22 protein-coding genes are annotated in these 21597 nt (G+C 64.9%); 7 read left to right on the forward strand and 15 right to left on the reverse strand.

The annotated features are described in order from the left end of the window. Positions 1 to 151: 151 nt before the first annotated feature. The 3 genes from N1032_RS00905 to N1032_RS00915 all read right to left on the reverse strand — a co-directional run bounded on the left by N1032_RS00905 (position 152) and on the right by N1032_RS00915 (position 3246). Entirely contained in the window at positions 152 to 925 is a 774-nt protein-coding gene (locus tag N1032_RS00905) for a DUF4179 domain-containing protein (RefSeq protein WP_259536877.1), read from the reverse strand. Beyond that, positions 922 to 1512 carry an RNA polymerase sigma factor gene (locus N1032_RS00910; protein WP_259536878.1) on the reverse strand — a complete coding sequence of 197 codons (591 nt, stop codon included), beginning with the start codon at positions 1510 to 1512 and terminating at the stop codon, positions 922 to 924. Before N1032_RS00910 ends, N1032_RS00905 begins: the two co-directional genes overlap by 4 nt. Positions 1513 to 3018: 1506 nt before the next feature. After that, the gene (locus N1032_RS00915) at positions 3019 to 3246 is read right to left on the reverse strand and encodes a hypothetical protein (RefSeq protein ID WP_259536879.1); all 228 of its coding nucleotides are present in this window, start codon (positions 3244 to 3246) and stop codon (positions 3019 to 3021) included. A gap of 481 nt (positions 3247 to 3727) precedes the next feature. On the opposite strand from N1032_RS00915, the gene N1032_RS00920 reads away from it, so the two are divergent. The 5 genes from N1032_RS00920 (at position 3728) to N1032_RS00940 (ending at position 7435) form a co-directional block, all read left to right on the forward strand. After that, the gene (locus tag N1032_RS00920) at positions 3728 to 4309 is read left to right on the forward strand and encodes an RNA polymerase sigma factor (RefSeq protein ID WP_259536881.1); all 582 of its coding nucleotides are present in this window, start codon (positions 3728 to 3730) and stop codon (positions 4307 to 4309) included. Positions 4310 to 4719: 410 nt separating this feature from the next. Next, positions 4720 to 5076 carry a hypothetical protein gene (locus N1032_RS00925; protein WP_259536882.1) on the forward strand — a complete coding sequence of 119 codons (357 nt, stop codon included), beginning with the start codon at positions 4720 to 4722 and terminating at the stop codon, positions 5074 to 5076. Positions 5077 to 5180: 104 nt separating this feature from the next. After that, entirely contained in the window at positions 5181 to 6041 is an 861-nt protein-coding gene (locus N1032_RS00930) for a hypothetical protein (protein WP_259536885.1), read from the forward strand. 306 nt (positions 6042 to 6347) lie between these two features. Next, positions 6348 to 6584, forward strand: a complete 237-nt coding sequence (locus N1032_RS00935; RefSeq protein ID WP_259536886.1) for a hypothetical protein — start codon at positions 6348 to 6350, stop codon at positions 6582 to 6584. A 326-nt stretch (positions 6585 to 6910) separates the two neighbouring features. Continuing rightward, positions 6911 to 7435 (forward strand): DUF4265 domain-containing protein, encoded by a 525-nt coding sequence (locus N1032_RS00940; RefSeq protein ID WP_259536887.1) that lies wholly within the window; start codon positions 6911 to 6913, stop codon positions 7433 to 7435. 379 nt (positions 7436 to 7814) lie between these two features. Here N1032_RS00940 and N1032_RS00945 read toward each other — a convergent pair whose 3' ends face one another. Beyond that, the gene (locus N1032_RS00945) at positions 7815 to 8267 is read right to left on the reverse strand and encodes a hypothetical protein (protein WP_259536888.1); all 453 of its coding nucleotides are present in this window, start codon (positions 8265 to 8267) and stop codon (positions 7815 to 7817) included. Positions 8268 to 8418: 151 nt separating this feature from the next. Between N1032_RS00945 and N1032_RS00950 the strand changes: the two genes are divergently transcribed. Next, positions 8419 to 8625 (forward strand): hypothetical protein, encoded by a 207-nt coding sequence (locus N1032_RS00950; protein ID WP_259536889.1) that lies wholly within the window; start codon positions 8419 to 8421, stop codon positions 8623 to 8625. 437 nt (positions 8626 to 9062) lie between these two features. Here N1032_RS00950 and N1032_RS00955 read toward each other — a convergent pair whose 3' ends face one another. The 4 genes from N1032_RS00955 to N1032_RS00970 all read right to left on the reverse strand — a co-directional run bounded on the left by N1032_RS00955 (position 9063) and on the right by N1032_RS00970 (position 12641). After that, the gene (locus N1032_RS00955; protein WP_259536890.1) at positions 9063 to 9239 is read right to left on the reverse strand and encodes a hypothetical protein; all 177 of its coding nucleotides are present in this window, start codon (positions 9237 to 9239) and stop codon (positions 9063 to 9065) included. A 468-nt stretch (positions 9240 to 9707) separates the two neighbouring features. Further along, positions 9708 to 10184 carry a hypothetical protein gene (locus N1032_RS00960; RefSeq protein WP_259536891.1) on the reverse strand — a complete coding sequence of 159 codons (477 nt, stop codon included), beginning with the start codon at positions 10182 to 10184 and terminating at the stop codon, positions 9708 to 9710. A gap of 256 nt (positions 10185 to 10440) precedes the next feature. Continuing rightward, positions 10441 to 11577 carry an amidohydrolase gene (locus N1032_RS00965; RefSeq protein ID WP_259536892.1) on the reverse strand — a complete coding sequence of 379 codons (1137 nt, stop codon included), beginning with the start codon at positions 11575 to 11577 and terminating at the stop codon, positions 10441 to 10443. Beyond that, a complete protein-coding gene (locus tag N1032_RS00970) occupies positions 11574 to 12641 on the reverse strand; it encodes a diaminopropionate ammonia-lyase (protein WP_259536894.1) in 1068 nt (355 codons plus the stop codon). The genes N1032_RS00965 and N1032_RS00970 overlap by 4 nt, the downstream gene beginning before the upstream one ends. 77 nt (positions 12642 to 12718) lie before the next feature. Here N1032_RS00970 and N1032_RS00975 point away from each other — a divergent pair, with 77 nt between their 5' ends. Beyond that, positions 12719 to 13630 (forward strand): LysR family transcriptional regulator, encoded by a 912-nt coding sequence (locus tag N1032_RS00975; RefSeq protein WP_259536895.1) that lies wholly within the window; start codon positions 12719 to 12721, stop codon positions 13628 to 13630. 7 nt (positions 13631 to 13637) lie between these two features. On the opposite strand, the gene N1032_RS00980 is transcribed toward N1032_RS00975, so the two are convergent. From N1032_RS00980 to N1032_RS01010, 7 genes are all read right to left on the reverse strand, one after another. Continuing rightward, positions 13638 to 14147 (reverse strand): GNAT family N-acetyltransferase, encoded by a 510-nt coding sequence (locus N1032_RS00980; protein ID WP_259536896.1) that lies wholly within the window; start codon positions 14145 to 14147, stop codon positions 13638 to 13640. A gap of 157 nt (positions 14148 to 14304) precedes the next feature. Next, the gene (locus tag N1032_RS00985; protein WP_259536897.1) at positions 14305 to 15708 is read right to left on the reverse strand and encodes a M24 family metallopeptidase; all 1404 of its coding nucleotides are present in this window, start codon (positions 15706 to 15708) and stop codon (positions 14305 to 14307) included. A gap of 70 nt (positions 15709 to 15778) precedes the next feature. Continuing rightward, positions 15779 to 16963, reverse strand: a complete 1185-nt coding sequence (locus tag N1032_RS00990; protein WP_259536898.1) for an adenosine deaminase family protein — start codon at positions 16961 to 16963, stop codon at positions 15779 to 15781. Then, a complete protein-coding gene (locus N1032_RS00995; RefSeq protein WP_259536900.1) occupies positions 16960 to 17658 on the reverse strand; it encodes a purine-nucleoside phosphorylase in 699 nt (232 codons plus the stop codon). Before N1032_RS00995 ends, N1032_RS00990 begins: the two co-directional genes overlap by 4 nt. Before the next feature lie 51 nt (positions 17659 to 17709). Continuing rightward, the gene (locus tag N1032_RS01000) at positions 17710 to 19374 is read right to left on the reverse strand and encodes an ABC transporter permease (RefSeq protein WP_259536901.1); all 1665 of its coding nucleotides are present in this window, start codon (positions 19372 to 19374) and stop codon (positions 17710 to 17712) included. 2 nt (positions 19375 to 19376) lie between these two features. Further along, positions 19377 to 20210, reverse strand: coding sequence for an ABC transporter ATP-binding protein (locus tag N1032_RS01005; protein ID WP_259536902.1), 834 nt, complete (start codon positions 20208 to 20210; stop codon positions 19377 to 19379). 90 nt (positions 20211 to 20300) lie between these two features. Continuing rightward, a complete protein-coding gene (locus N1032_RS01010) occupies positions 20301 to 21362 on the reverse strand; it encodes an ABC transporter substrate-binding protein (RefSeq protein WP_259536903.1) in 1062 nt (353 codons plus the stop codon). Between the last annotated feature and the right edge of the window lie 235 nt (positions 21363 to 21597).

The following is a 21597-nucleotide window of genomic DNA, read 5'->3' on the forward strand; positions in this document are numbered from 1 at the left end:
GGCTCTTGACCTTGAAGCTCGTTCACCGCTGAGTGCCTTCGACATTTCAAACCCCATTCATTCGTCGAGCCGATATGACTCAACATGAGAGCTATCTTGGCGCGTCTAATCTACACTTGTCTATCAAATTCCTGGTGAACCTCTTCGTTTGCTATTCGCAGTGTTGGGTGACCTGGGGTGAGTCCGTACCGGGGTCGATGATCTCGCCGATCACGGTTGTGCCGTCCGCTTCGTAGACGGGGATGTGGCGGTCTAAGCGGTTCGGCCCGTTGATGTATTCCTGTGCTTCTTCCCAGGTCATGCCGTCAGGACCTGGGGACTCAAGGTCGGCGGCGTAGGCGTATCCGCGCCGGCAGTTGGTGGCCGAGACGGGAACCAGATCCGGGTTTTCAGGGCCCTTTGGGGCGCCGTAGGTCTGGCCGGCTTCGTTGACGCCCCAGTCAGTGTCGATCGTCTTGGTGTACTGGGCGACGATTGACCACTTGGCGTCCGGGGTGGTTTCGATGGTCACGGTCGACTGCTGCTCGAGCGTGAGGGGCACCGCGCCCCATGAGACGGTGTTGTTGCCTCCGTTCCCGCACACCAGGGTGTCGAACTCGCCGAGGGTGAACAGTGCTGGGGTGAGGCAGGTGACGGTGATCTCGATGCCGTTGGCGCCGGCAGGAACGGGACCGAGGTCGAGGGTGTCGGTCCCGGTGAAGGTGCCGGTGATCTGCTCACTGAACTCGGTGACAATCGGGGTGCCTGGCGGGAAGGCAAGCTGGGCAACGGCTACGCCCGCTGTTCCGGAGACAGCGAGCACGGCGGCGGCGGTCGCGCCGATCCACCAGCGCCGCCGTCGAGCGTGCTTCTTTGAGGCGACGTTCTCCAGCAGCACGGTGCGAAGTTCATCGGCGTAGGCGGGTCTGACCTTTAGGTCGTTCACGATCGGTTCCCTTCGACGGTAAAGCTGTGGGCGGAGATACCGTTCAGATTGGCTCGGAGCTTTGCTTTCAGGCGTGAAAATCGCGTTCGGGCGGTGCTGACTCGGAGGCAGAGCACCGCCGCGGCATCTGTGATCGTGTAGTCCTCGATCACGACGAGGGTGAGAAGCCCCTGGTCCGTTGGATTCAACGAGTGGATCGCGTTCTTCAGATCAGGGTCGATCTCCGAGGACCGGAGGAACGCCTTCTCCTCGGCAGAGAGCTCCGGGGGTTCGTGCGGGATCCTGCTCAGGAGGTGCCGATAGCGGCGGGTGGCGCGCTGCAAGTTCATCGCCGTGTTCGTGGTGGTGACCAGCAGCCACGGGAGGATGGACCCGTCGGATACGCGCACGTCGTCGCGCCGGCGCCAGAGCTCCAAGAAGACAGTGCCGAGTACGTCTTCGGCATCGCTTCGATCTGCTAGGAGCCGGAACGCGTGGCGGAAGATGCGGTCCTTATGGAGGTCGAAGAGTGAACCGAAGGCGGGCTGATCGCCGGCTCGAGCTCGCGCCCAGAGGTTGAGCTCCGCGGATTCTTCTTCATGCTCCATACCCTGTTATGTCCTCTCGACCCAGGAATGTTACAGAGTGCCAAGGATTGGTGTTCAGATCTTGTCTTTGCCTCACCAGCTGCGCGCCGGGAACACGCTTTTATGTTCTATCTCTCGTTGTCAGAAAACGAGGGAAGCCGACTAAGGGTTGTCCCGAGACGCCGGGGTTGGTTCACCGCCCTGGGAATGACATGGCAGGTGCTGCGCCTCAATGCGTCCGAATCACAGCAGGCACGCGGACCACATGAATGAATGGGATCCCTTTGGGATTTTTTTGACGTGTACTCGCGCTCGTGTGATCGTTGTGCGCGTAGATAAGTACGCGGGCGGACCGCTAACCGTATTGTTAGCGAGTTGCTGCCTGCCGGTCATCGTTGTGGTGAGTGAATTCATCGGGCTCACGGACGGTACATCCAGTAAGGCGATCTCAGTGCTCGTGTGGACGATAGCAGTCATCGGGGGCCTCTTCGCGGTTGTCGCGGCTGCGGTAGGGGTCCTCAAGAGGGGCGCCAAGCGTGTCCGCGAGCTCACGGGTGCTCGAGCCTTGGTGGTAATGACCGACGTCACCGGAGGACTCGGTCAGCTCCGGACAATCGAAGGTTACGGAGGCCCGCTTTACCCTGTGGTGTGCGTTCGAGGAGGCAACCTCGAGTTTTGGAACCGAGCGGGCGACAGCCCATACGCGTCGATCCCACTCGAGGTGACCTCGACGACCATAGGGCGGCAATGGAATCCCTGGCCTCACGCCGCCTTGCTGGTGAATGTGCAGGGTTTGACGAAACCGCTGGCGCTATCGCTTTACGGGGACCAATGGTGGTCGATTCTTCCAGTGGGAGCTGACTCGCTCGAGGATCTGGCTGATGACTTTGGACTCAACTCACCTGTCCAATTCGATCACTAGCCACCATGTGTGGCTCTGTCCTGTGGTTCCCTAGAACGTAATTTTTTGAACAAGTTGCGCACAACGAGAACGACAACGCCGCCGCCCATTGCGACGCACAACACGGCCATAATGAGCGTGGTTATCGCGGTGCGGTGCATTCGTCCCGCTCCGATTTGCGAAAACGGGGTTTCAGCGGATAAAGCCGCAGGTATCAAAACGAAGACCGCTAGTGCCACGAGTCCCAATCCGAGTACTGCCAGCACGATCTGAAGTGCGATCGGAAACTGCGGAGAAGGTGGCCGACGTGGCCTACCTGTAGGCGGATGGGGTGGCGGCTGATTCACTACGCAAGTTTAGTGGCGCCTCGGAGTCAGACGAGTTGCTCGAGTCTGGACGGAGACCACATTCTGGACGCCAGAATGCCCCGAGGGATGGTGGTGTTCTTCGCTTTTCAGAGGTCTTGGTCATGATGAAGCTCTGCTCACATGACGGATCGGTTGATGTAAACGAGTGGATCGCGTTCTTCGGATCAGGGTCGATCTTCGAGGACTGGGGGAGGCAGGGCCTCGAGCACCCCAAGTCCCGGCGCGTCACTATTCAGCACTGTGGTGCGGGTGGTGATGTCAGAGGATCGAGACGATTCCCACGAGGATCTGCACTGCACCGATGAGAGTGAAACCGACGCCGGTAAGACCGATGAAGCCCGGTGACGCCATTCCGGCTTGAACGGCCAGACGCCCGGCTTTTCCGTAAAACTTCTCATATTGTTTGACGTACTGGCGTGAGATCGGGGTGCGCTTGAGAATCATTAGGACCCCGGCGGTGATGACGAAAATCCCGATGACGATCATGATCGTCCCATCCTGTCACCGTCCTGACGTTCCGGGTGCGCGCACCAGCCGCGGCCGTTGCGGGCGGATTCAGCTGCGGTGGCCGCCTTATCGGAAGCCGCATAGATTGCTTTGGTGGGGGATCTCAGTTGGTGGCTCGGTCTGGCGGCGGGTGTCGTCTTGGTAGCAGCCGGCGTATTTCAGATCGTGCGGCGCAGGAGTGTATCGGCCCGGTCGTCACAAGATCCCCGGTGGCACATGTCCGAACGCCTAGTTCTGATCTTCGGGACCGTCGCGATTGCAGCTGGGGCACTCATAATTGCGTCCAGATTCATCTGAGTCGTCTCCGTGGGCGCCTACTGCCGGTCATCCCAGCGTGCTGGCGAAGCTGATTCTCCGGGAAGCCCATTCGCCAACGTCGGCCTCTCAGGTGCCGGTAAATCACGTTCGGCAAAGTCGGGTAGGCCTGTAACCTTTCGGCAGGATCTGGACAATACAGGTTATGGACGATCACGATTCGGCTGAGGCTGCCCTGTGGCAAAGGGGGCTAGAGAATGATCCCCGCGCTTTTGGGGAGATTTTCGATCTGCACAAGGATCGGGTTTTCCGTCATGCTTTCCGACTCTTGCTCAATACGCATGACGCGGAAGACGTCACAGGAACCGCGTTTCTGGAACTGTGGCGGCGGCGGAATTCCGTGAGGATCGTCGACGGCTCGCTGCTCCCGTGGCTGCTGGTGACCGTCTCCAACGCGGCATCAAACGCACGACGATCAACTGCGCGCTACCGGAAACTTCTCGACAAGCTCCCGAGAAGCGAGTCGCCGGCAACTATTGAGGAGGAAGCCGTCGACCGCCTGGAGCCGTTTGACGAACACCTGAAATCGGCAATGCAAGCCCTTGACCCTCTCGATCGGAACCTCGTCACCCTTGTGATCCTCGAGGGGTACCCCATTCGCGATGCCGCCGACCTGCTCACTATGTCACCAGGTAGCGCCAAGACCAGGTTGTCCCGAATCAAGCGCAACCTCCGCACTGACCTCGCCGGCACATATGCCCCTTCAGGACAGGGAGAACACTCATGAACGACCGAATTGATCCCCTTTTCGCGGCCTCCTTCCGGGACGCTCTCATCGCGAAGGTAGCCACAGAATCCCCAGCACGCAGACGGCGGCCGCGGGTCTGGCTTGGAGCTGGATTCGCAGGACTCCTCGTGATCACTGGAGCTGCGGGAGTGGCCACCGCGTCCTTCGTTGCTCCACCCGGTACCCCGACGTACCAGCAGCTGCAGTCCAGTGTCTCCGGCACCTTCACGGGAGATGGTGCGCTAAAGCTAGGGGCCCCACCCGAGGGCGCAAACAGTATCCACTTCACGATCACCTGCCAAGGTGAGGGCAACCTTGAACTGGACGGGTATGGAAGCATTCCTTGTGCTGCAAACCAACCTGCGACCCGATCCGGCGCAGTGCCTCTGACGTTGTCTCAGCAATCCACAGTGACGATCACAGCCGAGCCCGGAACTAAGTGGTCCATTGAGGCCGCCTACAGCAAGAAAGTCATCACCGATCTCGGCGTCAACGCAGCCGGCGAAACATACGGAAGCGCGGGATGGGCGGCCACACCCGCCGACGAACCTGACCTGATCGCCGCAACAGCCACCAACGGCAAAACGGGCTACATCAGACGTGAAGAAGAACAAGAAGCGGTTGGCGGCAACCTCAAGACCATGGAAGAGGTGACTGAATGGATGCAAAACGGTGTATATGAGGACCACTACATTCCGGTGTACCAGCCCGACGGGGAAACGGTCATCGGCGAGTTTCTTATCGCAGGGCAACCCCGCCCAAATTAGACATCAAAATTCAACCTTGAGATCTCGACACATGTAGATCTATCTGCAATGTCCTCCTTATCCAACGAGATGAGACTCGTTGTTGACAAAAGGGGGAGATGAAGATGATGAAGTCGAAGAGAAGCCGGAAGCTGGGAATCGGGGCCGCCACCCTGCTCGGTGCTTCGCTGATGTTTTCGGGGGCATCCAGTGCAAGCGCGCTTGACAGTGGCATTAGTACATGGGGGTGGCACGGAAATGTGTACACAAACTTCGCTCAGGCCAGCACATGGGTATCGAATGGTGTTCCTGCAGGCGCAGCCGTGACATATACAGGCTTCACCAACGGACCAACCACAAACCAGTACGCGGCGTCCCGAGCTCGCGCCTTCGACGAATGGGGCTTGTGGTGCGAGAGCGGCAACGTCTTCAGCTCTTACCCCAATGGTGCGACGGCGTATTCATGCAACATGGGCGGCGGGCCTTCGTTCTATTCGCAAGGCGTCTCCTACGCCTTCAACGCCTACAATGCCTGCTGTACATGGTCTTCGTTCTACACGAAAACAACTGGGTACGTGACGGCCAACGGCAGCAAGGCTGCCCCGGCCGGAGGCGCATTGTTCGAGGGCTTGGAACCCTTGACCGCCGATGCGTGGCCAGCAAACGAATCCGGTCTCACCTACGGCAACGCCATGAGAGCAGCCTCTCCGGCTGACGAACCAGACCTTATCGCTGCAACAGCTACCAATGGCGAAAGGGGATACGTGAAGAAGGTGGAGCTCGATAAGGCCGCTGGCGGGGATCTCGCTATAGGGTTCACAAGCTCAACGCAGATTGCGTCGTACAAAGCAACGGAGGAGAATTTCGACCACATCATCCCCGTCTACGCTCTAGACGCCACGACGGTGATCGGCGAATTCACCGTTGTCGGAACAGATACTCAAGCAGAGATTGCTGCATCAATTGAGAAGGCTGAACGCGGCTAGGCACGAGCCGCCACCGTCTTCGGGGATGATCGCCCAGCAGCAAAGGGGGATCATCCCCAAACAACCTCTCGAAATATCTTGCGCCAAACGCGCTGAGAACTGTCGCTGAGATGGGGGCAGATATCGATACCGCGGGTGATCGCAGCATGAAACTATCGAAATGATTAGCAGGTGCCAGGCACAACGAGCCGACGCTCGCTATCTGCAGTCCTTCTTGATTCGGCCGATATTCGGTCACGCCCGCTGGCACCTCTGACTCAGGCAGCGGAGTAGGATCCTGGAAGCGCTAGCGAAGGGGAGGGCTCGATGGGTGGGCCGGCGCGTGGGGGGCCGCTCGCCCGCATGTTCCCCGTGCCACTAGGCGCCACAAAGCAACGAGGCTGGATTCAGCTCGCTTTGGTTACAGTTGTTATCGTCGCCTTCGCCGTGGTACTGCTCACTGGCCATGTCAGTGGTGGCCTGTGGATCACCGTCGCATTCGTTTTGGCACTATCGATCGGGATTGTCATCTCCTCGATCCGGTTGATTCGTCACGGCCACTAATGAAAATCGCGGCCATGGAGACTCCCTCAGCGGAGCGACGGAGTTGGCGTAGGTGGCGTATTCGGCGGCGTTCTCGTTGGCGTGTTTCGTGGCGACTTGGTAGCTGTAGGCGAGGAGGTCCGTGACGAGTGGTCCGGGCATGGCGGTGACAAAGGTCGTCGAGGGCTCGGTTTCGGGTGGCGAGTGAGTTGAGGTCGATAGCGTCCAGATTTGTCTGAGTCGCGTTCATGATCGCCTGACCAATTCGGGTGCTGGCAACGAGCAATATTCGAGTCAAGGGTAATCCTGGCGCATTGGCGTTCGAGGGCGTTCGTTAGAGTCCAGAGATGCCGATCTATCGCCGTCACGCCAGCAAGACTGCGGAGTGGTCTGGGCGGGAACTCGTGCCATCGCCACTGGCTGCGGAGTCCGATTCCGAGGTCTGGTTCGCTCTCCCTCGGGAGGGCGAAGGAGACCAGATTTGGGAAGCGCTGAATGGCCGGCTCACTGAGACCGGGCTCGTCGAGGTTCGTGCTGCTCCGGCCCTCGCCTATGGTGTCGCCTTTGGTGACAGGGTGAGCGTGATCCGCTCCGCAGAGGGTCCACTTTTAGTGAACGAGATTTGTGAGCGGGGTTCGTTCGGAGCGTTCCGGATCTGGCTCGGTGAAGATGAGGCGCTTGCTGCCAGATGGAAATCGGTTGCCGAGAAGTATGCGGAACTTGGCTGCCTCATCGACGTCTATTCGGAGAAGTTGGTTGCGCTTGCGTGCCCGCAGGACCGAGTCACGTCGGTCCGCGATGCTCTTGAATCGCAGGCGTCAGAGTCAGGTCTGATTTGGGAGGAAAGTTCTTTTCCGCAATCGGCGCGGTGAGGCCCGCGATTCAGCGAAGTTCTTTCCGTGCGGCTTGCGGTGACTTGGTAGTTGTAGGCGAAGATGTCGGCACAAGTGGTGCAGTGCCGGGGTGTTCAACCACGGCGGTCTGAAGTCCCAGGCCGCATCCCAGTCGACTTCTCGGTGGACCTCGCCGGAAGGGTCGTCGACGCGGTCGCGAACGATCACCTACGGATTCGTAGGGGCGCCGTTGTAATTCGCCGCCCGGTCAGGTGGGCGCCAATCGTGCGGCCTCCCTCCGAGTGGAGGTAGGCGGTGATCGCATCGTTGACCTTGTCCTCGATTGCGAACCGTCCACCCATAGCCCCACGCTACGCCGGGGGAGAGGTGCGGCACACTGCTCGCCGCTCGATCGACGTCAGCCGATCAGGGCAACGAACCGCTGCAACTCACGGAGATGGCGGGGAGCGTCCGGATCGACGCCCCGATCAAGCACGGCTGCTATGCGGGCGCGGGGTAGCTGAAAGCTGATGAAGGGTCCGCGCGGGAGATCATCGTCAGGTACGAGATCGTCATCGTCCAGTTCGACGCGATAGAGCCACCCGCGGCCTTTCCCTGGTTCGCGTTTCGCCCAGTAGGCCGCGGCCGCGGCAGCAAGTGATCGTTCAGTGGTGACGTAGACCAGCTCGGCGGCCGTGGTGATTCGACGGAAGCCGGCGCGCTCGGAGTCGCCTCTCATGCTGGACGAACCCGACTCTGCGGGCGGGAGGATGAACGCGCCTTCCTGTAAGCCAGGGAAGCCGCCGTGGAATAGCCGAACGCGGCCTGAGCGGGCTTGGTCGTTCAGCGATCGTAATGCGGCGAGCTCCACGGTCACACGTTATCGGGATGCGCCGCCATACACGTCTTGGCACTCCGAGGGGAGGACTGCTTGCAGATCGAGGGGTGAGCCCGGCACAGTTGGGCCTTTGCCGCGCTTCGTCCCCCTGCCAGACCGGGACGGCCCTGCCGGCAGCGCCCGGATGTGGATCAGTCCCGACCACATCGTGTCGCTCGTTCCGAAGGTCCGCCGGGACGGCACCCACCACATTCTGCGCGTCGAGATCAAGCTCGTCGGCACGCCCGCCTCTGATGCCTCCCTGGGGCAATTCGACTCGGGAGCCGACGCCGACGACCGTTGGCGAGAGTTCCTGCGCGATCTCGGCCACCAGGTGCCTGAAGAGGGCTAATCCGTCGCTATTGACATAACGACCACTTTCCGTGGTCGTAACTCGAGGCCGGGCTGTAGGTCCGTCACTGCAGGAGCGGCATAGATTGCTTGGGCGGGGGATTTCAGTTGGTGGCTCGGCTTGGCGGCGGGCGTCGTGTTGGTCGCGGCCGGCGTGTTTCAGATCGTGCGACGCAAGCGTGTGTCGGCTAGATCGCCACGAGATCCTCGGTGGCACGTGTCTGAGCGACTAGTTTTAATATTCGGGATCGTCGCGGTCGCAGCGGGGCACTGGTAATAGCGGCCAGGTTGGCCTGAGAGGCCCTCATGATCGCCTAGCCGTTCGGCTATTTACATAAGATGCGTTATCCGCTATATCGCGACTGTTCGAAAACAGTCGTTAGAGCTAATTTTGGGCAGACTTCTCCCTACCCAGGGAGGATGCGATTTTCGAGAGCGCTACGCCTTGGGCGTGCGGCGCAGCAGGTTGGCGAACCCGTTGACGATCATCGTGATGCGCTTCGCCGGCTTGTCACTCTTGCCGAGGATCGTGATGTACACGAGGGGCGCGAAAACGAGCGCGATCAGGATGTTGGGGTTCACCTCCCCGAGCTTCTCGAGCAGCAGGTCGAGCATTCGAGCCTCCGCTGGGTGAGGGCGCGCGAGCGCGCCGGTGACACCACGCCTGGTGACGTGGTGAGCTGGAGCCGCGGGACGAGCCGCGGGTGTGGCTGATCAAGGAGGGGGCCGAGAGAGCGGGTGGTGCTCAATCTGGGCACAAAAAAAGCCGGATAAAAAATCCGGCGGCCTGGCGCGCACAAATCAGGCACTCTCGAGTCTGAGTGTGAAGTGCCGTAGCTGTCAAGCTCGAATTGCAGATGTTGGCGGGCAACAAAAAAGCCCCGAACAAGTTCGAGGCATAGCTTTGGAGCGCATGGTCAGATTACCGCAGTGGCTGAACACAACGTAAGCGACACGCGCAAACGAAAAATGCCCCGGAAACATCCGAGGCACAGCCCTACTGGGTAACAGCCTAGCAATCCGTTGTCCACCCTTAAGTCAAGTACCCTCGGCGCGTCACCCAGGTTTACGCCTAGCTGTCCATCAGGAGCTGCGCTTGCGCACCGCGCCCGCGGCGAACCAGGCCACCAGCGTCGAAGCGAGCTGCACGTGGGCCTGGGCCTCTTCAGGGGTCGGCGCGGCGCCGTCGCCGTGCCGGTCCGTTTGCGCCTTCTGTAGCGTCCGCAGCATTGTGACGAGCATCTGCTGATGGTCAGGAAACCCGCTGTCGTCTCGCCAGAGAATCAGCTCCCACCCGGCTTGATTCTGGAGGGTGTCGGCAATCATGCCGATCCGCTGCCGAAGACTCTTCGGGATGACGACCGGTGCGGCCGCGGCTTCCACTGCACGCGTCGCAAGCTGCATTGCCTCCCCCGGATTCGGCTCTAAGGCGTAGGCCGCTCGCCACGCCTCGCTCAGTAGTCGGCCGGCCTTTCCGGAGTCGTCCGCGGCCTCCTGCGCGATCTCTTCGACCCCCTCTGGCAGGCGGCGCCGGAGGCGGTGATCGCCCTCATCGTTCACGTACACCTCCACCGGTGAATTCGTGAGAGTGAAGTGCACGGCCGCAGATGCAATAGCTGCCTGAGCGTGCGCCGGGTGGGCGTCGCCCAACACGTCTATGAGCCAGTCGACAGACCAGAGGAGGTCATGAAGCGGGCGACCCTCTCAACCAGCTATCACAGCCAATTTCGGGCAGGTTGATGTGGCTGGTAGTTGACTCACGGGTTGGGTCGCAGCGACGCTACGCGCGGGGGCGCCCAAGCACAATGGAGCCAAGCTAGTAGGTGCGTCTTGCGTCTGTAGCGAGGTTCCGGTAGTAGCGGATGCCGACGGGCAGCACCATGTCGTTGAAGTCGTAGTCGTGGCTGTGCAGGGGAATGCCGCCGGTGTGGCCGGCGATCCCGTTGCCGATGAAGGTGAAGTTGGCGGGCACGTGATCGGCGTAGAGGCCGAAGTCTTCGCTGGCCATGACGGGGGCGCAATCCGCATCCGCCTGGCCGACCTGGGCGGCTGCGTGGATGGCGGCGGCCGTCGCCGCCGGGTTGTTCACTGAGGGGAGGAATTCGCGGGTGTAGACGACGTCGGCGCTTGCGTTGTGGGCGCGGGCGGTGTGCTCGGCGATCGCCCGGATGCGCTCCTCGATGAGCTGGCTAACGGTGGGGTCGAAGCTGCGGGTGTCCCCGGTAATGCGCACGATGGTGGGGATCGCGTTGCGGGCGCCGTCGGTGCTGATGTCGGTGCAGGAGACGACGGCGGATGCTGCAGGGTCGATGTTCCTGCTGGTGATGCTCTGCAGGGCCGTCACGATGTGGGCGGCAGCGAGGATCGGGTCGACGAGCAGGTGGGGTGCGGATGCGTGGCCGCCGCGGCCGGTGACGGTGATGGTGAAGTTGTCCTCGCCGGCCATGATCGGGCCGGTTCGAGTGGCGAGGTGGCCCGCGGGGATGCCGGGCATGTTGTGGAGGCCGAACATCGCGTCCATCGGGAAGCGGTCCAAGAGCGCGTCCGCGATCATCGCGGCGGCGCCCTTGCCCGGTTCTTCGGCCGGCTGGAACACGACGTGCACGGTGCGGTCGAGGGTGGGGTCGTCGACGAGGGCGGCTGCGGCACCGAGCACCATGGCCATGTGCCCGTCGTGGCCGCATGCGTGCATCGCGTCGGTGTGCGACGAGTAGGGCAGACCCGTCCTCTCGGGCAGGGGCAGTCCGTCCATATCGGCGCGGAAGCCGATCGGGTGGCTGCCGCGGTCGATGGTGCCGACGACCCCGGTTCCGCCGATGCCGGTTGCGACGTCCAGGCCGAGCGAGCGCAGCACGTCGGCCACGAACGCGGCCGTCCGGTGCTCAGCGAACGCGGTCTCGGCGATCTCGTGCAGCTTGTGCCGCCACTCGATGACGGTGCCGATGTCGGTCATGAGCGGTCGGGGAGGGGATTGGCCGCTCGGCCCTCGGTCGAGAGCAGGAGGACCGTCGCATCCGCGGGCAAAGAGCCCAGGCTCCGGGCGCCGGCGAGCGACGCGGCACCGCACGGGCCGGCGTCGATGCCGAGCGCAGCGAGATCATGGACGGCTGTCGCGGCTTGGTCGTCGGTCACCGTCAAGGCGCGGTCGATTCCGGCTTGGAGAGTCGGCCACCCGGCCTCTGTGGGCGTTCCGCAGTTCAACCCCGCCATGATCGTGTCCGAGGTCGGCACGGTCACCGGTCGGCCCGCGTGAAGCGAGGCGAGTATGGCCGGCGCTGCCGCAGGCTCCACACTCACGACGGAGGGGGCGGATTCGCCTGAGCGGTAGTGGCGCAGGACGGCTTCCGCGAGAGAGCCCACCCCGACGGGAACGAACACGACGTCGAAGGGCACGCTGCCGGCGGCTGTGGCCTGCTGGTCTGTTTCGGCCAGGAGTGTCGAGTAGCCGTCGACGATCCAGGCGGGGATCTCTTCGTACCCGTCCCAGGACGTGTCCTGGATCAGGACCGCATCATCATCGACCGATGCTGCGGCGGTTCGGACGACGTCGTCGTACGGGGCATCCACTTCGATGCGGTGGGCGCCTTCGGCCTCGATCGCGTCTTTCGCGGCGCGCGTGATGCCGGCCGGGGTGTAGATCTCCGCACGCAGGCCCAGGAGACGAGCGACATGCGCGACCGCCCGGCCGTGGTTGCCGTCGGTCGCCGCTACCAGGCGCACCGCTGGTGCTATCGATCGCAGAGCATCGAAGTCCAGCGCCTCGTCGTGACCGGTCCGTGCGGACAGTGCCCGCGAGATGGCGTAGGACGCGCCGAGCACTTTGAATGCCGGGAGGCCGAGCCGGGATGCCTCCTCCTTTACGAACACGCGGGCGACCCCGAGTTCCTCGGCCAGCGCGGGCACCTCGACAAGCCGTGTCGGGGTGTACCCGGGGAGGCTCTGATGGAACCGCAACACATCGGGGGCGGGATGGGTGCGCCACGTCCGAGCATCCGGATTTGAGTAGATGACGCTCATGCGGTCGAAGCCAGGGTCAGGTATGGATCTGTAGTCACCACGACATGGTCTCTCGTGCGGAGCGACCGATCGATAGCATGATTACGACCGGTATTGATGAATCAGATCGATGGGTGGTGGCCGTGTACGACCTGCACCGGCTCCGACTCTTGCGGGAGCTGAGCCTCAGGGGCACCCTCGCCGCCGTCGCGCAGGCCCTGGGCTACAGCCCGTCCGCCGTCTCGCACCAACTGGCGGTTCTTGAGCGTGAGGTCGGTTCCGTTTTGTTGGAACCCGCAGGCAGGGGAGTGCGGCTGACCCTCGTGGCCCATCAGCTCGTAGCTCACACCGAGATGATCTTGACCGAGCTCGAGCGAGCGGAAGCGGGCGTCGCGTCGAGCAGATCGGAGGTCGCCGGCGCGGTGCGGATCGCGACCTTTCAGACCGCCGCGCACGTGCTCCTGCCGGCCGTCGTCCGGCAGCTCACTGCCGCACATCCGGATCTCACGATCGCGTTCTCGCACGTCCCGGCCCATGCCGCTGTGCCCGGTCTCCTTGCCCGGGATTTCGACGTCGTCCTGTCCGAGCGTTATCCCGGCGAGCCGCCCACACCCCTCGCAGGTGTCGTGACCGAACCGCTCATGACGGACCCGCTGATGTTGGCGATATCCACGTCGTGGCCCGCGCGATCCATCGCCGACCTCGCGGACACTCCCTGGGTGATGGAACATCCCGGCAGCAGCGTTCGCCGCTGGACCGATGCGTTCTGCGGTGAAGCCGGCTTCTCGCCCCGGGTCGCATTCGAGTCCGCCGACGTCTACCTGCACGCCGAGCTCGCTGGGAACGGTCTCGCCGCTTCATTCCTCCCGGGTCTGAGCACACACAAGAGCGGCAAACTCCAGCTCATCCCCACCGGCGCCGCCCGCACGATCGACCTCTCGATCCGAACCGGAAGCGGAACAAGCCCTGTCATCGCCGCCGTGACCCAAGCGCTGCACGCCGCCCGTTAGCGGACCCTCAGCGGGCAGGCCCGGGCAGGTCTCGGATGTAAGTCCGCGCCGGCCGCTTCAACAGCGTGTGCTCGAAAGGATCACCGTACGGCCGCCATCCTTCGCTCTCATACAGTCGAAGCGCAGCCGCGTTGTCGTCCAGCGTGTGGAGCACGGCCCGTTCGTGGCCGAGGTGAACGAGCTGCTGCTGCGCGGCGAGCAGCAACGCCCGGCCTAGGCCGCGAGCCTGCCTATCCGGCCGTACCGCCAGCAGTCCTACGACGGCCGCGTCAATTGGATCATCCGTCGTTCCGCTTCCGGGCGCAGTGACGAGCACGAAGCCGTCCACATCCTCAGCGTCACCAGCCACAAGCCACACGATGGCGTCATCGAACTTCGGTCGCGCCCGCTCGGCGACACCGTCGAAGGCATGACCGTCACGGGCGGCGCAGGCGGAGACCCACGTGGAAACGCAGGCAGCGACGTCATGTCGCATGCCTGATCGGACCGTGTTCGCGGCGTCGTTCGAGTGATGCACCTACTCACCTTCCCAGCACATGCATTTCACGGTCATTTTGGGCAGGCGTTAGAGAGTTGACGAGTCTGTCGCTATTGACATAACGGTCAGTATCCGCGCCGTCGTGGTGGCGCTGACGGACTCGGGCCTGGCTCACCCACTCGCCCCCGCAGCGCCGCTACGCCCGCCGCATCGCGAGGTCGGGCGCGAGCCAGAACGGGGGCAGCCAGCCGGCGATGTTCGACAACGGCAGCACCGACTCGTCGAGCGTGATGCCGACGGAGGCCATGAACGCGCGGCGCCGCTGGATGCGGGCCCAGGCGTCGGGATAGCGGGCGGCGAGCGACTCCCGCAGGGCGGCGTCGGCCAGCACGATGCCGTCTTCGATGTTCGACGAGCCGTAGACGGTGCCGGTGGCCGGGATGATGTCGAGCTGAAGGGCCATGCCCGAGGTGAAGACCACCGGTGAACCCGCCGAGACGGGCGACGACGGCCACTCGTCGAGATGGATGTGGTGGCCGGGGTTGAGATAGACGCCGTAGAACGGGTCGTCGAGAACGCCGTGCACGGTGGCGTGGATCTCGCCCGCGGTGACGCCGATGCGCATGGTCTCGTACCAGGCCGTGGCCGCTGCGAAATAGGGTGCCACCAGCGCAGGCACGTAGTCGGCGGCATCCGGAGGCAACTGCGACGCCGACGACACCAGAAACCCGCCGCGCGCCGAGTTGCTGCCCCAATGGCCGAACCCGGCGCTCATGGCGTCGCCCACCGCGAGCACGCGACTGCTCGGGCTCGCGACGCCGTAGGCCGCGCGCTCGCCGCTCAGAAGTGTCGGGTGGTACGAGAACGGCAGCATCGTGGCGCCGTAGAGAACGGATGCCTGCAACTCCGTCATGCCCGGCTCGACACCGGTGATCATGCGGCGCAGCGACTCGGAGCTGTGGCAGGCCGCGAACTCGAACTGGGCGATCTGGTCGACGTCGTTGATGAGGCGCAGGCCTGTGCCATGACCGGTGAAGAGGGCGTTCGCGTTGGTGAGCGTGAAGCCGGCGGAGCGCAGCTCGTCGACGATGAAGCTCGGCAGTTCGATCCAGTGCTCGAACCCGGGGGCGTCCCAGAACTTCCAGCCGGCCGTGCCGATGCGGGGCGTCGAGTCGGCTGAGAGTCCGGCGAGCCGGAAGGCGTCGGCGAGATCCAACTGCTCCGGATCCGGCTGGCCGACCAGGCTGAACTTCGCGAACCGGATCACGTCGGCCTCGATGGCCATCGCATCGGCGTAGCCCATGCTCTCGTTGCCCGCGAGCAGCATGGGGGTGCGCCCGGGCACGAGCACGAGCAGCATCTCCTCCCACCGCGGATCGAAGCCCGTCAGGTAGGCGATGTTCGCGAAGTGCTCGCGGTCGCCGTAGACGACGAGGGCGTCGAGCCCGGTCGCGGTCGCGGCTGCCAGCGCGGCGGCCACCCGCGCCTCGTAGGTGGCGGCCGGCACGACGGGCTGCTCGACCGGCAGCTCGTAGTGCGGCAGCTCGACGGGCGCGAGTTCGAACTCGGAGGCGCGCGGATGAACGGGGGCGATCGACATGGGTGACCTGGGGCTCCGGGTTTCTGTATTTCGGTGGCTCTGTTTCTGGGCCGCGGACGGTCGGCCGGCGTCAGCGCACGAAGGCGTCGACGCCCGCCTCGACGGTCTCGCGCAGCGCCTCGCGCTCTGTGCGGGGCAGGAAGGTGGCCTCGACGGCCGCGAACTCCGCCTCGGCGAACTCCGCCGGGCCCCAGCCGAACTCGGCCTCGATGGTGCGCATCTCGGCGCTGATCGAGGTGGTCGACATGCCCCGGTTGTCGGGGTTCACGGTGAGGGTGAAGCCCAGCTCGCGCAACAGGTCGATGGGGTGGTTCGCCACTCCGTCGACCACGCCTCCGGCATTCGACGTGACACACACCTCGAGCGGGATGCGGCGGTCGACCACCCACTGCGCGGTGCGGCCGAGTTCGAGCGACGCGGTGCCGGCCGCCCGCGCGGCGGCGACATCCTGAACCGCGGTCTTCACGCCGAGCGGCCGCCCGTTGAGCCTCACGTCTTCGATCACCCGCACGCCGTGGCCGAGGCGCAGGGCGTGGGCCAGGTGCACCGTCTCCCAGACACTGTGCTCGCCGTCGGCCTCGCCGGTGTGGATGGTGAACGGGATGCCCTCGCGCTCGAGCAGCGTGGTGGCCTCGAGGTGGTGCCGCATCGGGAAGCCGTCTTCGGCGCCGGCGAGGTCGAAACCCGCCACGCTGCCGCCCCACTCGCCGTAGGTGTCGACCACCAGGCGCGCGATCTCGAAGCTCAGCGGAGACGTGCGCATGCCGCAGATCAGCTGCCGCGCGCGGATCGATCCGCCCGTCGCCGCGACCAGCGCCTCGCCCTCGGCGAGCCCGGCAGCCACCGCCTCGGCCGCGACCCGCAGCGGCAGGCCGCCCTGGATGTGCTTCTCGGGCGCCCAGCGGGTCTCGCCGTAGACGACGCCGTCGGCCGCCGCCTCGAGCACCCATTCGCGGGCCACGCGCACGATCGACTCCTCGGTCTGCATCGCGCGGGTGGTGAGGCCGAACTTCTCGTCCCAGTTCTCGATGGTGGGCACCGTGATCTCGCCGGTGAACCACTTGGTGAGCGTGTCGGGGTCGTCGTAGGGCAGCGTCACTCCCTGCAGCGCCGCCAGCTCGATGAGCGTCTCAGGCCTCAGCGAGCCGTCGAGGTGGTCGTGCAGCGTGACCTTCGGGAACGTGGCGTAGGGCTCGAACGACTGCGACCAGCGCGGAAAGCCCTCGAACGCCGGCACTACGGGAGCGCCGCTCACTGGAACGCCGCCAGCCCGAACGACACCATGTTCTCGAACGTCGCCTCGCGCTCGGCCGCGGTCATCTCCGACCCCGGCAGATCGCTCACCGTGCCCACCATCAGGGCGTCGAAGCCCTCCTTGCGCGCCACGGCGTAGAGGCCGGCGGCCTCCATGTCGATGCCGATCGTGCCGTATTTCAGCAGCCCGGGCACGAGCGAGGTGTCGGGGTTGTAGAAGCTGTCGGTGGTGAACAACGGGCCGACGTGGATGGTCTTGCCCGTGGCCTCGCCGTGCTCCACGACCTTGCGCAGCATCGCGAAGTCGGGCGCGTGGCTGAGCGTCACGCCGGGCACCCACTCGGCTGTCATCGCCGAGTTGGTGTGAGCAGCGGATGCCGCGATCACGTCGCCGAGGCCGAGGAACGGCGCGATGCCGCCGATCGTTCCCACCCGCACGATGCGTTTGACGTCGAAGAAGCGCGCCAGCTCGGTGGAGTAGATCGCCATCGAGGGCATGCCCATGCCCGATGCGAGCACCGACACGGGCTTGCCGTTGAACGTTCCGGTGTAACCCAGGATGCCGCGCACCTCGGTGACGAGGCGGGGGGAGTCGAAGAAGGTCTCCGCGATGAGCTTCGCGCGCCGCGGGTCGCCGGGCATGAGCACGTCGGGGGCGAAGTCGCCCGGTTCGGCGCCGATGTGGGGTGTTGCCATCGTGGGTCCTTTCGAGGGTGGTTCAGAGGAACGGAAAGCCGGGCGTCGTCGTCAGCCGACCTGCGACGGCGCGTAGCGTGAGAGCACGACGCGCTCGGCCCAGCTGACGAGGCTGTAGAAGATGAGTGACACCGCGGTGAGGATGGCCGCCGCCGCCCAGAGGCCGGTGTAGTCGGAGTGGGCGCGCGAGCTCACGATCACGTGCCCGAGGCCGTCGCCGGTGGCGAGCCACTCGGCCAGGGTCGCCGCCAGCACCGCCGTGGGCGCCGCGATGCGGGCCGAGGCGAAGATCGCGGGCAGCGTGTAGGGCAGCTGCAGGCGCCACAGCGTCGACCAGGTCGAGGAGTCGTAGCTGCGCATCAGCGTGAACGCGTCGGTCGGCACGCGCTTCAGGCCGCCCTGCGTGTTGGCGAGGGTGGGAAAGAAGGTGACGATGGCGGTGATCGCCACCACGCCGCCGAGCCCGCGGCCGAGGGCGAGGATGAGCACCGGGATCAGCACGATGATCGGCACCGAGCGCAGGGCCACGGCGAGCGGGGTGAGCACGCGTTCGACCACCGGGAAGGTCACGAACGACACGGCCGCCGCGATGCCGATGACGAGCCCTGCCACGTAGCCGACACCGGCGTGCACGAGCGTGACGTCGAGCGCGTCGAGCATCATCGCGCGGTTGGCGGCGGCCTCGTCGGAGGCGAAGAGGTAGTTCACCACGTCGATCGGGCTCTTGCCGACGAACGGCGACACGTCGAACACGATCAGGTAGGCCCACCAGGCGAGCAGGATGACGACGATCGAGCCGATGGTCCAGGCGACGGCACTGGCCAGGCGCCCGGCGACCGACCCGCGCTTCGGGGCCGAGAGCTGCTGGGCGTTCGAGATCGACGCCGACCAGGGCGTCAGCCAGCGGCGCAGCAGGCCGAAGATGCCGTAGGGTACGGCGGCCATCACGGTCGCGAGCAGGGCGACCGACCACACGCGGGCGAGGTCGAGCGACATCAGCCCGTTGATGAGCAGCACGCCGAGCCCGGCCTTCGCGCCGATGAACTCGCCGAAGATCGCGCCGAGCACGGCGGCGGCGGCGCCGATCTGCAGGCCGGTGAGCATCGCGGGAATGCCCGAGGGCAGCCGCACGAACCGCAGCGAACTGAGGCTGCGCCCGCCCCACGCCGTCACCATGGTCAACGGACCGCCGTCGGCGGAGCGCAGGCCGAGCATGGTGCCCACGAGCGTGGTGAAGAACACCGAGAGGGCCGCGAGCACCACCTTCGCGGTGTCGGGGTCGAAGGTGAGCTGCAGCAGCGGGTTCACGGCCACCAATGGCAGGCAGAACAGCGCGAGGGCGAGCCGCAGGAAGAGCGACTCGAAGATCGGCACCTGCACGAACAGGGTGGCCACGGCGATCGCGGCGAGGTTGCCCCAGAACCATCCGCGCACGGCGACCCACGCGGTGGTGGTGACCGCTCCCCAGTAGAGCTGCGGGTTCTCGATCAGGCTCTGGATGATCGCGGTCGGCGAGGCGAGCACGCCGAGCCGGGTCAGCCAGAGGTCGGCGGCGATCTCCCACAGCACGAGCAGCACGAGACTGACGATCACCGTGGTGATCCAGCCGCTGATCGACGACCGGCGGGCCTCGCGGCCGGCACGGGCGCGTTCGGTGGCGATCGCGGTCGCGCGCACGGCGTCGCGCCCCGTGCCCGAGGCGGTGGTGGCCGACATCCTCAGGCCTCCTGGGTGGCGACCGAGGCCAGCTCGCCGTCGCTCTGCAGATCGTCGTCGTCGTCGCTGCCGTCGGTTCCGGCGTGCAGCATCGCGCTGAGCTGGTCGCAGATGGCGTGGAACTCCGGCGTCGAGAGCAGGTCGCGTCGGCGCGGCCGCGGGAAGTCGAGGGTGAGGTCGCCGACGATGCGGCCGGGCCTCGGCGACATCACGATCACGCGGTCGGCGAGGAAGGCGGCCTCCGAGATCGAGTGGGTCACGAGCAGGGCGGTGGCGCATGTCGCGCTCCAGAGCTTCTGCAGCTCCTCGTTCATGCGCTGCCGGGTGATCTCGTCGAGCGCGCCGAACGGCTCGTCGAGCAGCAGGATCTCGGGCTCGGCCACGATGGCCCGCGCGATCGCGACGCGCTGCCGCATGCCGCCTGAGAGCTGCGCGGGGCGGGCATCGGCGAAGCCGTCGAGCCCCACCATGGTGATGAGGTCGTCGATGCGCTTCTTCGGAATCGAGGTGCGCATGACCTGGCCGGGAAGGCGGATGTTGTCGCGCACGCTGCGCCAGGGCAGCAGCGAGGGGTCTTGCAGGGCGAGGCCGAGGCGGTGGGCCTTGCGGATGGCGGCGGGGCTGTCGCCGTGGATGGTCACGTCGCCGGCCGAGTACGACTCGAGGTCGGCGAGGATGCGCAGGATGGTGGACTTGCCGCAGCCGGAGGGGCCGAGCAGAGCGGTGAACGATCCCTCGGGCACGGCGAGCGAGATGTCGTCGAGCGCGAGCACGTCGCTCTTCTTCGACGAGTAGACCTTCGTCAGGTTGGTGAGGGTGAAACCTGAGCCGTTCACAAGGGCCTCCGGTGGTGTCGCGGGGTGGTGGGTGCTGAGGGGTGGTCGCAGCGTGGGGCCGAGGAGGACGGCCCCACGCCGCGGGCCGGTCTACTCGATCGTGTTCTTGCCGGCGTAGACGTCTTCGAGCAGCGAGGTGTCGAAGAGCGACTCGTCGGCCCCGGAGATTCCGAGCGACTCGAGCGTGGCGATGTTCTTCTGGATGCCGTCATCCGAGATCCAGAGCAGGCCGTGCTCCTTGGTCTCGTCGGTCACGAGCAGGTCCATCTGCAGTTCTGCCTGCTTGGTCTGCTCCTCGATGGTGAGGCCGCCGTCTTTCGCGTAGTCGTTGACCGTGAGGTCGACGGCTTCGGTCGGGTCGGCCACGTAGTCCTGCCAGCCTTCGATCTCGCCCTTCAGGAAGCCCTCGATGGCGGCCTTCTTGTCGGCGTCTTCGAGGGTCTCCTTCTTCACGGCGTAGACCTGGGCGTAGACGTCGAGGCCGTAGTCGGCGGTGAGGAACACGGTTCCCGCCTTTCCGGTGGCCTCTTCATAGGCGATCGGCTGCTCGGAGTAGAACACCCAGAGGCCGTCGACCTCGCCCGACACGAGCGGCGCCACGTCGAAGCCGACCGGCACCGAGGTGACCTTCGAGGCGTCGACGTCGTTGGCCGCGATGATGGCGTCTTGGGCTGCTTCGTCGCCCGACGGCACGCCGATCTTCATGCCCTCCATCGCCTTCGGGTCGGCGATGGGCTTGTCGGGGCTGGAGAGGATGGCGAGCGGGTTCTTCTGGAACCCGGCGGCGATGATCACGAGGTCGGCGCCCTGCTCGTTCGCGCGGGCGACCGTGTCGGCGTTGCCCATGCCGATGTCGGCCTGGCCCGAAGCGACCGCGGCCATCGAGTCGACGTCGGGGCCACCGGGGAGGATGTCGACCGAGACGCCGTTCTTCTCGTAGTAGCCCTCCTTGTCGGCGACGTAGCTGCCGCCGAACTGCACGAGGGGAATCCAGGAGGTCTGCAGGGTGAGCGGCGTGGGCTCGTCGCTGCCGGAAGCGGTGTCACCGCTCGACGACGAGGCGCAGCCGGCCAGCAGGGCCACCGACGCGGCGAACGCGGTGGCGGTGGCGGCCGCGCGGATGCTGCGGCGGCGGGTGAGGCGGAAGGTCATGACGTTCTCCTTGGGGCGATCGGGATGGAGCCGGAAGTCGGCTTGCACGAGCAAACCGTTTTGCGTCTTGGTGTGCGCACGACATTACGTGGCGTCTGTTTCCAACCGGTTTCGCCCTGTTACCTCCGTGTAAACCCGCCGGCGCTGCACGACGACCGTTGATTTCATTGAGCGCAATTCGTTTTGCGCAATTCGACCGGATGCGCCGTCGACGGCTGTCGGCTCGGTTACTCTG

This window comes from Herbiconiux daphne (assembly GCF_024979295.1).
Lineage (GTDB): Bacteria > Actinomycetota > Actinomycetes > Actinomycetales > Microbacteriaceae > Herbiconiux > Herbiconiux daphnes.

Bases quoted from the DNA above. Each gene is read 5' to 3' on its own strand.
- N1032_RS00910 (WP_259536878.1), bottom strand. From the start codon at position 1,512: ATGGAGCATGAAGAAGAATCCGCGGAGCTCAACCTCTGGGCGCGAGCT.
- N1032_RS00915 (WP_259536879.1), bottom strand. From the start codon at position 3,246: ATGATCGTCATCGGGATTTTCGTCATCACCGCCGGGGTCCTAATGATT.
- N1032_RS00920 (WP_259536881.1), top strand. From the start codon at position 3,728: ATGGACGATCACGATTCGGCTGAGGCTGCCCTGTGGCAAAGGGGGCTA.
- N1032_RS00930 (WP_259536885.1), top strand. From the start codon at position 5,181: ATGATGAAGTCGAAGAGAAGCCGGAAGCTGGGAATCGGGGCCGCCACC.
- N1032_RS00935 (WP_259536886.1), top strand. From the start codon at position 6,348: ATGGGTGGGCCGGCGCGTGGGGGGCCGCTCGCCCGCATGTTCCCCGTG.
- N1032_RS00940 (WP_259536887.1), top strand. From the start codon at position 6,911: ATGCCGATCTATCGCCGTCACGCCAGCAAGACTGCGGAGTGGTCTGGG.
- N1032_RS00950 (WP_259536889.1), top strand. From the start codon at position 8,419: ATGTGGATCAGTCCCGACCACATCGTGTCGCTCGTTCCGAAGGTCCGC.
- N1032_RS00955 (WP_259536890.1), bottom strand. From the start codon at position 9,239: ATGCTCGACCTGCTGCTCGAGAAGCTCGGGGAGGTGAACCCCAACATC.
- N1032_RS00965 (WP_259536892.1), bottom strand. From the start codon at position 11,577: ATGACCGACATCGGCACCGTCATCGAGTGGCGGCACAAGCTGCACGAG.
- N1032_RS00970 (WP_259536894.1), bottom strand. From the start codon at position 12,641: ATGAGCGTCATCTACTCAAATCCGGATGCTCGGACGTGGCGCACCCAT.
- N1032_RS00975 (WP_259536895.1), top strand. From the start codon at position 12,719: ATGATTACGACCGGTATTGATGAATCAGATCGATGGGTGGTGGCCGTG.
- N1032_RS00985 (WP_259536897.1), bottom strand. From the start codon at position 15,708: ATGTCGATCGCCCCCGTTCATCCGCGCGCCTCCGAGTTCGAACTCGCG.
- N1032_RS00995 (WP_259536900.1), bottom strand. From the start codon at position 17,658: ATGGCAACACCCCACATCGGCGCCGAACCGGGCGACTTCGCCCCCGAC.
- N1032_RS01000 (WP_259536901.1), bottom strand. From the start codon at position 19,374: ATGTCGGCCACCACCGCCTCGGGCACGGGGCGCGACGCCGTGCGCGCG.
- N1032_RS01010 (WP_259536903.1), bottom strand. From the start codon at position 21,362: ATGACCTTCCGCCTCACCCGCCGCCGCAGCATCCGCGCGGCCGCCACC.